This is a genomic window from Bradyrhizobium sp. Ec3.3 (assembly GCF_000472925.1).
In the GTDB taxonomy this organism is placed as follows: domain Bacteria; phylum Pseudomonadota; class Alphaproteobacteria; order Rhizobiales; family Xanthobacteraceae; genus Bradyrhizobium.
The window spans coordinates 122,804-136,239 of the sequence record NZ_AXAS01000013.1 but is presented as its reverse complement, the minus strand read 5'-3'; the positions used below and the strand labels follow the sequence as shown (position 1 = coordinate 136,239).

Here is a 13,436-nt window from a genome sequence, read left to right as displayed (position 1 = left end):
GCGCGAAGCGTGAACCCGGAATGACGAAAGCGGTTGAAGTGTTCCCTACTCCCCCCACGCCGCGAACGCGTCGTTGAAGGCGCGCTCGCCGGGGGCACCCTTCTCGATGGCGATGATGGCGCGACGCTGGTTGGCGTAGACCAACGGCACGTCGAACCAGGAGCGCTCCTTCAGGAGCTGGACGTTGCGCGCGCGATCGGCATCGACGTTGGAGAGGCCGACCAGGAAGAAGCCGTCGGTGACCTTGACTGCGAGGCCCGCGAGCGGCGTGCCGCGCGCCTGCTCGTTCGACTTCATCAGGATGCCAGGCACGTTGGCGACGCCGCCACCGGGGAAGTCCGGCGGCAGGATGAAGGTCAGCTCTGCGGTGTGGCTCGCCGGCAGCGATGAATCCGTGTTGCGACGGAACGACATCGTCATCTTGAACTTGCGGTCGGGGATGTCGATGTCGGCGCGCACGGCGACGTCGGCCTTCTGATTGCCCGAGGCCTTGATCGGCTCGGTCCGCCAGACCACGGTGCCGACATATTGCTTGCCCTTGGGATCGGACGGATCCTCGTCATAGAGCACGACCTTCTGCGCCACCGGCGCGGCCGGCTGCTCGGTCGACGAGGGCTGGCCGACGCGATCCGGGATCTTCGGCTTCGGCGCCGGCTGCGACGTATCCTTCGGCGCCTCGACGACCTGCGTCTGTGATGGCTTGAACAGGCCGCTCACGGTCTGCACCGCCTGCTTGCCCCAGAGGATGCCGGCACCGACCAGGATTAGCACGATGCCGACGGCGATCGCGCTCTTGAACGGGAAGGTGGAGCCGGAGCGGCGCTTCTTGGTGTCGCGGTCGAGGACCGGGATGTGCGGGCGCGGCGCGGACGGCCGGGGCGCGTAGCGCTCGGCTTCCTCGATCGACTCGTCATAGGAATACGGAACGTCCGGCGGCTCCCCGCCGCGGTTCTCCAGATTCGGCTCGAGCCGGTCGAACTCCGGCGAGGGCGACGGCACGTTGGCGTAGGTGCGGCGCGCGGCGCGGTTGGCTTGCGCTGCGGCCCGGCCGAGATCGTCGGCATCCGCGGTGATGTCGCGAAAGCCGCGAACGCCCGGCGCCTGCGGTGGTGCGCCCTCCGGGGGACGGCGCGAGGTGGAGCGATCGCGCGCCGCAGGCGGCGCCGGCGGCGGCTCGGGCATCGGGGGCGGAGCCTGCGGGCGCGGAGGACGCGACTGGCGCTGGGCGTCGCGGTCTCCGAGATCGTCCCCGCCAAGCGGGGGACGCTCGTTGCGCGACGGCGGCGGCGCCGCGGGACGCGGGGGGCGCGGTGCGGGCGATGAGGCCGAAGGCGGCGCAACGGGCAGAGCGCCCTCGGCGGCGCGGGCACTGGCCCGACGGAAGGCATCACCACTGCCGCCGCCGGTGCGGGGGCCGCCGCCCGGGCGCGAGGCCTCGCGGGCGCGCTGGGCGGCTTCCGATTCGACCTTGCGGACGGCCTCTTCCAGCGACAGGCGCTCGCGCGTGATCTCGGATTCGGAGAGCGGTGGCTGCACGCTGCGGAGCTGCGCGATCAGCGCCGTGCGCGCCCGTTCATAGAGCGCGCGGCGGCTTTCGCCGGGAGCATTGGGGTCCAGGGCGGCAATAGCACGGGCGATTAGCGGATAGTAATCAGCCATTTCAACTCAACTATGCGCCTGTCCCGGTAAGATATCGTTAAGCCTCAAACGGGTTTTGTACCAGAATAGTATCTTCACGTTCGGGGCTCGTGGAAAGAAGTGCGACCGGGCAGCCCACCAGTTCCTCGATCCGGCGCACATATTTGATCGCCTGGGCCGGCAGATCCGCCCAGGAGCGGGCATTTGCGGTCGGCTCCTTCCAGCCTTCGATGGTCTCGTAGATCGGCTCGACCCGGGCCTGCGCGCCCTCGCCGGCCGGCAGGTGGTCGATCTCCTTGCCGTCCAGCCGATAGCCGGTGCAGACCTCGATCGACTCGAAGCCGTCGAGAATGTCGAGCTTGGTCAGCGCCAGCCCGTTGATGCCGCAGGTCCGCACGGTCTGGCGAACCAACACGGCGTCGAACCAACCGCAGCGGCGCTTGCGCCCGGTATTGACCCCGAACTCGCGGCCACGGCGGCCGATCTCCTCGCCGATCTCGTTCGTGAGCTCGGTCGGAAACGGCCCCTGGCCGACCCGGGTCGTATAGGCCTTGCAGATGCCGAGCACATAGCCGACGCCGTTCGGACCGAGGCCGGTTCCGGTCGCGGCCTGCGCCGCCACCGTGTTCGACGAGGTGACGTAAGGATAGGTGCCATGGTCGACGTCGAGGAGGGCGCCCTGTGCACCTTCGAACAGGATACGCTTGCCTTCGCGGCGCTTGATGTCGAGCAGCCGCCACACCGTCTCGGCATAGGGCAGGAGCTGCGGCGCCAGCGCGGTCAGATCGCGCAGGATGGCGGCCGCGTCGAACTCCTCCAGATTGAGGCCGCGGCGCAGCGCGTTGTGATGCGCCAGCAGACGGTCGATCTTGTGCGGGAGCGTGTCGAGGTCGGCGAGGTCCATCAGCCGGATCGCGCGACGGCCGACCTTGTCCTCATAGGCGGGGCCGATGCCGCGGCGCGTGGTGCCAATCGCGGTCGCCGAATTGGAACTCTCGCGAAGTGCGTCGAGTTCGCGATGCAATGGCAGGATCAGGGTGACGTTCTCTGCCACGCGCAAATTCTCCGGGCCGACCGCGACGCCCTGACCGCGCAGCTTGGCAACCTCGTCGAGGAAGGCCTGCGGATCGAACACCACGCCGTTACCTATCACCGACAGTTTCGACGATCGCAGCACACCGGAGGGCAGGAGCGCGAGCTTGTAGGTCTCGCCGTTGATGACCAGCGTATGGCCGGCGTTATGGCCGCCCTGGAAACGCGCGACGATGTCGGCCTGCTCCGACAACCAGTCGACGATCTTGCCTTTTCCCTCGTCGCCCCACTGGGCGCCGACGACGACAACATTGGCCATTCGCGGGTATTCCCTATGCAAGATTTAGATGCGCCCAGCCCAATCCACGGCCGGGGGCCGCTCGCATGCGAGGCAGCCAACCGGATATCGGAAGCAGCCTCTCTAGGCAAGCAAGAACGGGGCCTTTTCGAGGCCTAAAGCGCGATCCAAGCCTTTGATATCCCCTTAAAATCCGGAAAGGTTCGGGACCGCGCCGGCAAGCTCGGGAACCGCTGAATTGATACGCATCAACCGCTCCGTTCGCCGGTTGCCTAAGGGATGGCTGTCACCTCCACCCCTTACCTTTTGCAGGCCATAACGCCTCTTTCGGACATGCCGTGACGGAACCATCGGGAAACCAGGCCAGCCAGTTCTGGCGCCTTTCAGCCGACGCGCTCGCCCGGCAGCTCGGCTGCGGCTTGCAGGGGCTGGCCACGCATGATGCCGCCGAACGACTCAGCCGCTTCGGCCCGAACAGCGACGCGCCGCCGCGCATCGAGGCCGCGATGCGCGCGATCGTGCGACGGCTCTTCGAGCCCTTGTCGCTGATCCTGCTGGTCGCCGGCATCATCTCGATGCTGACCGGCGACGACATCGGCGGGCTGATCATCGTGCTGATCCTGACGCTGTCGATCGGGCTCGACACCATCCAGGAAGGACATGCAGTCCGGGCCGCCGAAATCCTCCGCCGCTCGGTGGCGCTGAAGGCCGAGGTCAAGCGCGACGGCGCGTTCTGCCAGATCGACGTCGAGCAGGTCGTGCCCGGCGACATCCTGCGCATCCGTGCCGGCGACATCATCCCGGCGGACGCGCTGATCATCGACGGCACGGCGTTGCTGTTTGCCGTTGCACTTGCGGTCGGGCTGACGCCGGAGCTGCTGCCGATGATCACCACGGTGACCTTGTCGCGCGGCGCATGGCCCGCCGCAAGGTGATCGTCAAGCGCCTCGCGGCGATCCACGACCTCGGCGCCATGACGGTGCTGTGCACGGACAAGACGGGCACGCTGACCTCGGCCGAGATCACGCTTGCGCAGAGTCTCGACGCCTACGGCAAGGAGGATGCGCGCGCTGTAAAGCTCGGTGCCATTGCGGCTTCGCTCGGCGGCGACCGCGGCTCGCTCGATGCGGCGCTGGTCGCCGGCTGCGTGGGCGCCGCGCAAGGCTGGACACTCGCGGGCCGCCAGGTGTTCGATTTCTCCCGGCGATTGGGATCGGTGCTGGCGAGCGGTCCCGAAGGCGCGCTGCTGATCGTCAAGGGCGCGCCGGAGGCAGTGCTCGAACTCTGCACGATCGACGATGCCACCTGCTCAACAACCTGCTCTACGATCTCTCCGAGCTCGGCATTCCCTTTGACCGCGTCTCGGCGCAGGCAACCGCGCAGCCGCAGGTGTGGAGCATGTCGCGCCTGGTGCGCTTCGCCGCGATCATGGGCCCCCTGTCGTCGGTGTTCGATTTCCTGACCTTTGGATCCGCACCGGGCGGAAGAGTTGAAGCGAGGGTTCCCCGCGCATCGAAGCCGCGCATGGACGCGATGCGCCGGGCCCCATTGATATCAGGTCGATTTCCGTGTCTGTGAGCGGGCCGGGAATGACCCGGCCCGGGGCGCACCACCGGGCCGGACGCCCCGGCGCATGAACCGGGGCCATAACAATCACAATGTCCGCCGCCGACCAGACCACGCGCCTTGCCGCACCCGACCGGCACTGGATCGCCAACCAGCCTTATCTCCTGCTCAGCATCACCGCGCTGTGCTGGGCCGGCAATGCCATTGTCGGTCGGCTTGCCGCCGGCCACATCCCGCCCGTGACGCTGTCCTTCCTGCGCTGGCTCTTCGCCTTCCTTTTGGTGCTGCCGTTTGCCTGGACGCATCTGGTCAAGGACTGGCCGGCGATCCGCCGCAAGCTCGGCCTGATGATCGTGCTGTCGATCACCGGCATCGGCGCCTTCAACACGCTGCAATATTGGGCGCTGGAGCATACGCAGGCGCTGAACACGCTGCTGCTGCAATCGGCCGCCCCGCTGGTCGTGGCGCTGTGGTCGCTGATCATCCTGGGCGTCCGGCTCACGGCGATGCAGGCCTTGGGCGTTTTGCTCTCGCTGTGCGGCGTGCTGACCATCCTCTTGCATGGCGATCTCACCACACTCTCCAACATCGAGTTCAACAAGGGCGACCTGATCTTCATGGTCGCCCTGGTGATCTTCGCGCTCTATTCGGTGCTGACGTTGAAGCGGCCCGCGATCCACGGCCTGTCATTTCTTGCCTTCACCTTCGGCTGCGGCGCGGCGTGCCTTATGCCGCTGGAGATATGGGAGTTGTCGGCCCGTCCCGTGATGAAGCTCGATCTGCCGAACATTCTGACACTGGTTTATGTCGCGGTGTTTCCCTCGACGCTCGCCTATCTCTGCTTCAACCGAGGCGTTGCGCTGATCGGCGCCAACCGCGCCGCGCCGTTCTTCCACGTGGTGCCGGTGTTCGGCTCGATCATGGCGATAATCTTCCTGGGTGAACTGCCGCAGGCCTTCCATTTCATCGGCTTTGCGCTGGTACTGTCGGGCGTATTCGTGGCCTCGCGCAAGCAGGCGAGCTGAGTTCGACTTTTCTTTCTTCCTTCTCCCCTTGTGAGAAGGTGGCATAGGCGGCCTTCGGCCGCCGTTCTTAAGAGAACGCCGAAGTGCAGCTTCGGCTATCGCGCCGGATGAGGGGTTGCTTCCGCGAGTTCAATCGCGAAAGATTCGCAGGCGGATAGAGACCCCTCGCCCGTCTCGCCGCTGCGCGGCGAGCCACCCTCTCCCACAAGAGGAGAGGGTGAGATCAAGCGCCGATGTTCAACATATTAACCGCCAAAGCCACCTCCGTGATCTCCACTGCATTGTAGCATTGCGGCGATGGGACTTGTGGTGCGGCTGTAATCCGGCGCAAGTTCCTCACGAAAACCAATGACGATCGCTTCGCCCGCGCCATCGGCCTCGAATCCGGCCGGCTGGCTCAACAACCAGCCCTATCTGCTGCTGAGCCTGAGCTCGCTGTTCTGGGCCGGCAACATCGTGCTCGCGCGCCATGTCGGCGCGCATGTACCGCCGCTCACATTGACCACGATCCGCTGGTTCGGCGTCTTCCTCATCCTGCTGCCATTTTCGTGGCCGCATCTGAGGCGCGACTGGAAGGCATTGCGCGCGCATCTGCCGCTGATGCTGTTCCTGTCGCTGGTCGGCTTCGCCTTCAACAACGCGATCTCGTTCTGGGCCCTGCAATATACGGAGGCGCTGAATGCGCTGCTGATCCAGTCGGCCGGACCCTTGTTCGTGGCGCTGTGGTCGCTGGTGCTGTTCGGCGTCCGCCTGACGGCCGCACAGCTCGCCGGCATCGCGATCTCGCTGCTCGGCGTCCTCATCATCATCCTGCGCGGCGATCTCGCGGCGCTAGCCGGCATCAGCTTCAACCGGGGCGACATCATGTTCGCCTCCTCGCTGGTGGCGTTCGGGCTCTATTCCGCCTTCATCCCGCGCCGGCCAAAAATCCATCAGCTCTCCTTCCTGTCCTTCACCACCTGCTGCGGGGCGATGATGCTGCTGCCGGCCGCGGTGTGGGAGTTCTCCGCGGGCAACGTCTTGAAGCTGGATGCGACGACGTTGGCGACATTCGCCTACATCCTGATCTTCCCCTCGACGCTCGCCTATCTCTTCTTCAATCGCGGCGTGGCGCTGATCGGACCGAACCGTGCCGCACCGTTCTTTCATCTGGTGCCGGTGTTCGGCTCGGCGATGGCGATCCTCCTGCTCGGCGAAAGGCTGCAACTCTTCCATCTCGTCGGCTACGCGCTGGTGCTCGCCGGCGTCGTGATCGCATCGCGGCAGGGCTCGGCGTCGAAATAATTCCGCGCTGAGGGATCACGGCCAGTTGTGATGCTCTCGTAGGGTGGGCAGAGCGAAGCGTACCCACCATCAAGCATCCAAGGCCTCGAAAGAAGCGGTGGGCACGACGCTTGCGCGTCTTTGCCCACCCTACGAAATCATCGCGGATATCACGCGGCCCGCACCTTGGCGAGGAAGCCGTCGACGGCGCTTCGCAGTGCGCCGGACTGATTGTCGAGCTCGCGTGCGTTCGACAGGACGTCGGAGGCTGCCGTACCCGTCGCCTTGGCCGCCGAGGTCACGCTGCCGATATGGGCGTTGATCTCGCTGGAGCCGGCTGCGACCGACTGGATGTTGCGGGCGATCTCGCGCGTCGCCTCGCCCTGCTGCTCGATCGACGCAGAGATGCCCGCGGTAATCTCGCTCATCTCGGCGATCGTCTGGGTAATGCCAGCAATGGCGGCGACCGCGTCGCTGGTCGAGGTCTGCATCGCTGCGACCTGGGCGGAGATTTCCTCGGTGGCCTTCGCGGTCTGGTTGGCGAGCGCTTTGACCTCGGAGGCGACGACCGCGAAGCCGCGACCGGATTCGCCGGCGCGCGCCGCTTCGATGGTGGCGTTGAGCGCGAGCAGGTTGGTCTGCGCCGCGATCGAGTGGATGAGCTTGACGACCTCGCCGATCTTCTCGGCGCCGGAGGACAGCACCTGCACGGTGGTGTTGGTGCGCTCGGCGTCGCTGACCGCCTTGCTGGCCACTTCCGTGGAGCGCGTCACTTGGCGGGAGATTTCAGCGACCGAGCTCGACAGCTCTTCGGCGGCGGCCGCAACCGTGCCGACATTGCCGGACGCCTTTTGCGAGGCGGCACCGACGGTGGCCGCCCGCGCGCTGGCATCGCTCGCGGTCGCGGTCATCGACTGCGCCGTGGTCTGCATGCCGGCGGCAGCCGAGGAGACCGAGCGCACGATGCCGTTCACGCTGCGCTCGAAGTCGCTGGCGATGCCTTCCATCGCGCTGCGGCGCTCCGCCACGGCGCGTTCCTTGGCAACTGCCTCGGTCTTTTCGAGATCCCGGATGCGGATCGCATTGTCCTTGAATATCTGCACGGTCGAGGCCATCGCACCGACCTCGTCGCCACGACCGACGCCGGGGATGTCGCCCTCGAGCTTGCCGTCGGCGAGCTCGTTCATGCGCGTGCCGAGCCTGTTCAGCGGCAGGCTGATGCTGCGGCCGAGCAGCCAGGCAACGCTGCCTGCAACGATGACAATGCCGAGCATGGACAGGCCGAGGAGCCAGTAGACCGGGCCCATCTTCTCGTCGATATCCTCGAGATAGGCTCCGGTGCCGAGATACATGTCGAAACCGGGAACCGCGACGGCATAGCCGAGCTTGCGGATCGGCTTCTCCTGACCGGGCTTCACATATTCATAGAACAGCAGGATCTCGCCGTTGGCTTTGACACCGTCCATCAGCTCCCTGGACAGCTTGCGGCCGTTCGTCTCCACGTCCATGCGGTTCATGCCGATCTGCTTCGGATCGGGCGCGAGCTGCGTGATGCCGTCATAGGTCGTGCCGAACAGATAGCCGGAACCCCTGTCATAGGTCATGGCGTTGCCGTAGCGGCGAAGTTCGGCCAGCGCGGCCTCCTTCGTCATCTCGCCGACGTTGACCCGCTTCATCAAAGTGGTCGCATAGTTGCGGGCCAAATCGACGATCGCCTTGGTCTGATCGATGCGCGCATTCACCATCTCGCGCTTCATCAGATATCCGGCCAGAACCCCGGAGATGCAGAGGCCGAACAAGGTGACGCCGACAAGGATGCCAAGCTTGGGGGCGATCTTCAGGTTGCTCAACTTCACGAGGCGGCTCCGGCAGATAAGGGGAAACGGCACGCGGGTGGGTCGATCGAATTTGAATCAATTTTTAGTGTGGGACCCATTAGCAACTTGTTACGATGGCTCCGTAGAAGCCCGCAGAGGAGGCAAAAACCCGCCAACACCGCAATCTGCGACAACCGACGATTGTACGCGTCACGCTCGATTTCGCGTAAAAGACGAAACGATCCGGCGCAAAAGCAGGGTCATACAACAAGAACCGACAAACCAAATCGGAGCAGGAAATGCCGAAATTCAGGGTGGTGACGCCGAAGGGCGCGAGCTTCACGGTGGCGGGAAGCGATTATTCCTTCGAGCGGGAGGCGCTCGACCCGATCGACGCGGAGATCGTCGAAGCGCCGGCCAACGAGACAGAGTTCATTGCCGCGGCCCGGACGGCCGATGCGATCTACGCCAAGGGCATCCCGATCACCAAGACCATCATCGACGCGCTGGAAAACTGCAAGGCGATCACGCTCGGCTCCGTCGGAGTCGACAGCGTCGATGTAAAGGCGGCAACTGCCCGCGGCATTCCCGTGACCAACATCCCCGATACCTTCATCGAGGAGGTTGCCGACCACGCCATGATGTTGCTGCTTGCGGGCTTCCGCCGCCTGGTCGAGCAGGACCGGATGGTGCGCAGCGGGCGCTGGGCCGAGGGCCGGCCGGCACTTCTGAAGATTCCGCGACTGATGGGACAGACGCTCGGCTTCATCTCCTTCGGCCGTGTCGCGCGCGCGGTCGCCAAGCGCGCCGCACCCTTCGGCCTGCGGATGATGGCCTACGATCCCTTCATCCAGGAAACGCTGATGTACGATCACGGCGTGATGCCGGCCACGCTGAACGAGGTGCTGTCGCAATCGGACTTCGTCTCGATGCACGCGCCCGCCCGGCCCGAGGTGCATCACATGCTGACCGAGAAGCATTTCCGACAGATGAAGAAGGGCTCGGTCTTCATCAACACCGGGCGCGGCGCCACCGTGGACGAGGAAAGTCTCATCAAGGCCTTGCAAGAAGGCTGGATCGCGCATGCCGCGCTCGACGTACTGGAGAAGGAACCGCCCTCGCACAACAATCCCCTGCTCGGCATGGAGAACGTGACCCTGACCGCCCATGTCGCCTCGGCCTCGGCACGCTTTGACGAAGCGCGCAAGCGGCGCGTGGGCTACGAATTGTCACTGGTGCTTCAGGGGATGTGGCCGGTAAGCTGCGTCAATCCGTCAGTGCTGCAAAACACGGCGCTGCGACGCTGGCAGCCCGTCAGCATGGATCGCGGTCCGAACAGCTAAGCCTGTGATGCGCCTTCGGATGAATTGGAGATCGGTTCGCGTGAAAGAATAAGCCAGATAGAAGACCCTTCACCGGCGATCAACGCCGGGAAGGGACAAAAAGGGAGGAACTGATGAGGAACGACATCACCCGTCGTGATGCAATCGGGCTTGGGCTGTCCGTTGCGGCCTTTGCAGCCACCGGCGCTGCAGCGCAAACGCCATCCAACATCAAAGCCGCCGACGTCGCAGCGCCGTCGCTGCCAATCGAGAAGGGGGCAAGCTTGCGCATGCTGCGGCCGGTGCGCTTCGTCCAGCCGGACGAGGATGTGTTCCGGTCCAATGCAAAGCGCTTCACCGACAAGACCGGCATCGAGGTGAAAGTGGATTTCGTCGGCTGGGAGGACATCAACCAGCAGACCGCGGTGACCGCGAATTCCGGCGCCGGTCCCGACATCATCATCGGCTTTTCCGATGCTCCGCACATCTATGTCGACAAGCTCATCGAGCTGTCGGACGTCGCCGAATATCTCGGCAAGCGCTATGGCGGCTGGCTGTTCCTGGCGGAGAAATACGGCAAGCGCGCCAAGAGCAACAACTGGATCGGCCTGCCGTTCGGCGCGACCGGCGGCCCCCTGGTCTATCGCAAGTCGATCATCCAGGCCGCCGGCTTCGACAAGGTGCCGGACGATCACGCCGGCTTCCTCGATCTCTGCCAGAAACTCCAGAAGGCGGGAAAGCCGGCGGGGTTCGCGCTCGGCAATGCCGTAGGCGACGGCAACGGTTTCGCGAGCTGGATGCTGTGGTCGTTTGGTGGATCGCTGCTCGACGTCGACGGCAATCTCACGATCAACAGCAAGGAGACCGTGGAAGCGCTGAAATATGTGAAGCAGCTCTATCCGATGTTCATTGCTGGCACGACGTCTTGGAACGACGTCAGCAACAACCGCGCCTATTCGTCCGAGGAAATCTCGCTGACGGCGAACGGCATTTCACTGTACTTCTCGCTGAAGAACGACACGGCGACCGCGAAGATCGCCGAGGACACGGAACATCAGTTCTTGCCGAAGGGGGTCGCCAAGTCATCGCCCATGGGCGGCCTGACGCTGAACGCGATGGTGTTCAAACACAGCCCCTATCCGAATGCGGCGAAGGCGTTCCTACAATTCATGATGGAGAAGGAGCAGTACGATCCCTGGCTGATCGCCAACAGCGGCTACTGGGCGCAGCCGCTCGCCAATTACGCGGAGTCCGCAGTGTGGTCGGGCGATCCGAAGCTCCGCATCTTCAAGGACACGATGTCGAACCGCTACTGGGACGGTTACCAGGGCCCGATCTCGACTGCGACCGGCGCCATCCGTGCCGATTACGTGCTGGTGCAGATGTTCGCCTCGGTCGCGACCGATGCCGCAACGCCGGAGCAGGCGGCCGCGGAAGCCGAGCGCCGGGCGAAGCGATATTTCCGCAGGTAGCAAGTACTGTCATTGCGAGGAGCGAAGCCACGAAGCAATCCAGACTGTATCCGCGGAGCCAGACTGGATTGCTTCGCTTCGCTCGCAATGACGGTGTGGTGACAGTTCGAGATAGGACAGCCAGCCGATGTCCGTGACCACACTGCCCTCCCCCGCGCTCGCCCAGCGGCAGCAATCATGGCTCGTGCGCCTGTTCGACTACAGGCCGTTCCTGATCGTGATGTGCCTTGCACCCGCGATCGGCCTGCTGGCGGTCTTCCTCACCTATCCGCTGGGCCTGGGCATCTGGCTCGCCTTCACCGATACGACGATCGGCCGGCGCGGCATCTTCGTCGGGCTCGAGAACTTCCAGTATCTGCTCACCGATCCCCTGTGGTGGGGCGCCGTGTTCTACAGCATCTTCTACACGGCCGTCGCGACGTTCGGAAAGTTCGCGCTGGGCTTCTGGCTGGCGCTGCTGCTTAACAACCACTTCCCGTTCAAGAGCCTGCTGCGCGCGATCGTGCTGTTGCCATGGATCGTCCCGACGGTGCTCTCGGCGCTGGCATTCTGGTGGATCTACGATCCGCAATTCTCGATCATCTCCTATCTCCTCGTCGACGTACTGCATTGGCGCACCACCAACATCGATTTCCTCGGCACACCCTGGCCGGCGCGGTTCTCGCTGATCGCGGCGAACATCTGGCGCGGCATTCCCTTCGTCGCGATCTCGCTGCTTGCGGGCCTCCAGACCATCTCGCCCTCGCTCTATGAGGCCGCGATGCTCGACGGCGCCAGCGCCTGGCAGCGCTTCCGCTACATCACCTTCCCGATGATGATGCCGATCCTCGCCATCGTCATGACCTTCTCGATCATCTTCACCTTCACCGATTTCCAGCTCGTCTATGCCATCACCCGCGGCGGCCCCGTGAACTCGACGCATCTGCTTGCGACGCTGGCTTTCCAGCGCGGTATCGCCGGCGGCGAGCTCGGCGAAGGCGCGGCGATCGCGGTTTCGATGATCCCGTTCCTGGTGTTCGCGACGCTGTTTTCCTATTTTGGCCTGGCGCGGCGCAAATGGCAGCAGGGAGAAGCCAATGACTGACGCTGTCGCCCAACCTGCCGCCGTTGCCAACGCAGCGCCCGACACCATGGCCTGGGATTCCCGCGCGCGGCGGGTGATGATGATCTATCTGCCGCTCAGCTGCTTCGTGCTGATCCTGCTGTTTCCGTTCTACTGGATGGCGGTCACGGCGTTCAAGCCGAACGCCGAGCTGTTGAACTACAAGGCGCACAATCCGTTCTGGATCACCTCACCGACGCTGGCGCACATCAAGCACCTCCTGATCGACACGGCGTATCCGCGCTGGCTGAAGACGACGATGTTCGTCGCGATCGGCGCGACCACGCTGTCGCTGTTCGCGAGCACGCTGGCGGCCTATGCAATCGAACGCCTGCGCTTCCGCGGCAGCCCCTATGTCGGCCTCGGCATCTATCTCGCCTATCTGGTGCCACCGTCGATCCTGTTCATTCCGCTCGCGACCGTGGTGGTGCAGTTCGGCCTGTTCGACAGCCCGCTGGCGCTGATCCTGGTCTATCCGACCTTCCTGGTCCCGTTCTGCACCTGGCTCCTGATCGGCTATTTCAAGTCGATCCCCTATGAGCTCGAGGAATGCGCGCTGGTCGACGGCGCGACGCGGCTGCAGATCCTGCGGCGGATCACGCTGCCGCTCGCCGTGCCGGGCCTGATCTCGGCCGGCATCTTCTCCTTCACGCTGTCCTGGAACGAGTTCATCTATGCGCTCGCGTTTATCCAGAGCGGCGCCAACAAGACGGTGCCGGTCGCGATCCTGACCGAGCTCGTCACCGGCGACGTCTATCAATGGGGAGCGCTGATGGCGGGCTCGCTGCTCGGCTCGCTGCCGGTCGCGATCTTCTACTCGCTATTTGTGGATTACTACGTCTCCTCGCTGACCGGCGCGGTCAAGGAGTAGCAAGACGCGTGCCCCGCCTTCGCGGGGCAC

At 64.6% G+C, this 13,436-nt stretch carries 9 protein-coding genes and 1 pseudogene; 7 read left to right on the top strand and 3 right to left on the bottom strand.

All coding sequences use genetic code 11. The features are described 5' to 3' along the window. Window positions 1-45: 45 nt before the first annotated feature. Both YUU_RS0115245 and YUU_RS0115240 read right to left on the bottom strand, forming a co-directional pair. Complete coding sequence (locus YUU_RS0115245; protein ID WP_027523168.1) at window positions 46-1,659, bottom strand: hypothetical protein; 1,614 nt, start codon at window positions 1,657-1,659, stop codon at window positions 46-48. Window positions 1,660-1,696: 37 nt separating this feature from the next. After that, entirely contained in the window at window positions 1,697-2,989 is a 1,293-nt protein-coding gene (locus YUU_RS0115240; protein ID WP_027523167.1) for an adenylosuccinate synthase, read from the bottom strand. A 317-nt stretch (window positions 2,990-3,306) separates the two neighbouring features. Here YUU_RS0115240 and YUU_RS56370 point away from each other — a divergent pair. The 3 genes and pseudogenes from YUU_RS56370 to YUU_RS0115220 form a co-directional block, all read left to right on the top strand. After that, a pseudogene (locus tag YUU_RS56370) lies at window positions 3,307-4,259 on the top strand (cation-transporting P-type ATPase); the annotation flags it as partial. A 367-nt stretch (window positions 4,260-4,626) separates the two neighbouring features. Beyond that, window positions 4,627-5,559, top strand: a complete 933-nt coding sequence (locus YUU_RS0115225) for a DMT family transporter (RefSeq protein ID WP_027523164.1) — start codon at window positions 4,627-4,629, stop codon at window positions 5,557-5,559. Window positions 5,560-5,907: 348 nt separating this feature from the next. Next, on the top strand, window positions 5,908-6,843 hold the full coding sequence (locus tag YUU_RS0115220; protein ID WP_027523163.1) for a DMT family transporter: 936 nt from the start codon (window positions 5,908-5,910) through the stop codon (window positions 6,841-6,843). A gap of 149 nt (window positions 6,844-6,992) precedes the next feature. Here YUU_RS0115220 and YUU_RS0115215 read toward each other — a convergent pair whose 3' ends face one another. After that, window positions 6,993-8,678, bottom strand: coding sequence for a methyl-accepting chemotaxis protein (locus tag YUU_RS0115215; protein WP_027523162.1), 1,686 nt, complete (start codon window positions 8,676-8,678; stop codon window positions 6,993-6,995). A 260-nt stretch (window positions 8,679-8,938) separates the two neighbouring features. On the opposite strand from YUU_RS0115215, the gene YUU_RS0115210 reads away from it, so the two are divergent. The 4 genes from YUU_RS0115210 to YUU_RS0115195 all read left to right on the top strand — a co-directional run bounded on the left by YUU_RS0115210 (window position 8,939) and on the right by YUU_RS0115195 (window position 13,406). Beyond that, entirely contained in the window at window positions 8,939-9,982 is a 1,044-nt protein-coding gene (locus YUU_RS0115210; protein ID WP_027523161.1) for a C-terminal binding protein, read from the top strand. Window positions 9,983-10,095: 113 nt separating this feature from the next. Then, window positions 10,096-11,433: an ABC transporter substrate-binding protein gene (locus tag YUU_RS0115205; RefSeq protein ID WP_027523160.1), complete on the top strand. Its 1,338-nt coding sequence runs from the start codon at window positions 10,096-10,098 to the stop codon at window positions 11,431-11,433. A 127-nt stretch (window positions 11,434-11,560) separates the two neighbouring features. Then, window positions 11,561-12,517, top strand: coding sequence for a carbohydrate ABC transporter permease (locus YUU_RS0115200; RefSeq protein WP_027523159.1), 957 nt, complete (start codon window positions 11,561-11,563; stop codon window positions 12,515-12,517). Next, window positions 12,510-13,406 carry a carbohydrate ABC transporter permease gene (locus tag YUU_RS0115195; RefSeq protein ID WP_027523158.1) on the top strand — a complete coding sequence of 299 codons (897 nt, stop codon included), beginning with the start codon at window positions 12,510-12,512 and terminating at the stop codon, window positions 13,404-13,406. Before YUU_RS0115200 ends, YUU_RS0115195 begins: the two co-directional genes overlap by 8 nt. Window positions 13,407-13,436: the final 30 nt, after the last annotated feature.

Bases quoted from the DNA above. Each gene is read 5' to 3' on its own strand.
- YUU_RS0115245 (WP_027523168.1), bottom strand. From the start codon at position 1,659: ATGGCTGATTACTATCCGCTAATCGCCCGTGCTATTGCCGCCCTGGAC.
- YUU_RS0115240 (WP_027523167.1), bottom strand. From the start codon at position 2,989: ATGGCCAATGTTGTCGTCGTCGGCGCCCAGTGGGGCGACGAGGGAAAA.
- YUU_RS0115225 (WP_027523164.1), top strand. From the start codon at position 4,627: ATGTCCGCCGCCGACCAGACCACGCGCCTTGCCGCACCCGACCGGCAC.
- YUU_RS0115220 (WP_027523163.1), top strand. From the start codon at position 5,908: ATGACGATCGCTTCGCCCGCGCCATCGGCCTCGAATCCGGCCGGCTGG.
- YUU_RS0115210 (WP_027523161.1), top strand. From the start codon at position 8,939: ATGCCGAAATTCAGGGTGGTGACGCCGAAGGGCGCGAGCTTCACGGTG.
- YUU_RS0115205 (WP_027523160.1), top strand. From the start codon at position 10,096: ATGAGGAACGACATCACCCGTCGTGATGCAATCGGGCTTGGGCTGTCC.
- YUU_RS0115200 (WP_027523159.1), top strand. From the start codon at position 11,561: ATGTCCGTGACCACACTGCCCTCCCCCGCGCTCGCCCAGCGGCAGCAA.
- YUU_RS0115195 (WP_027523158.1), top strand. From the start codon at position 12,510: ATGACTGACGCTGTCGCCCAACCTGCCGCCGTTGCCAACGCAGCGCCC.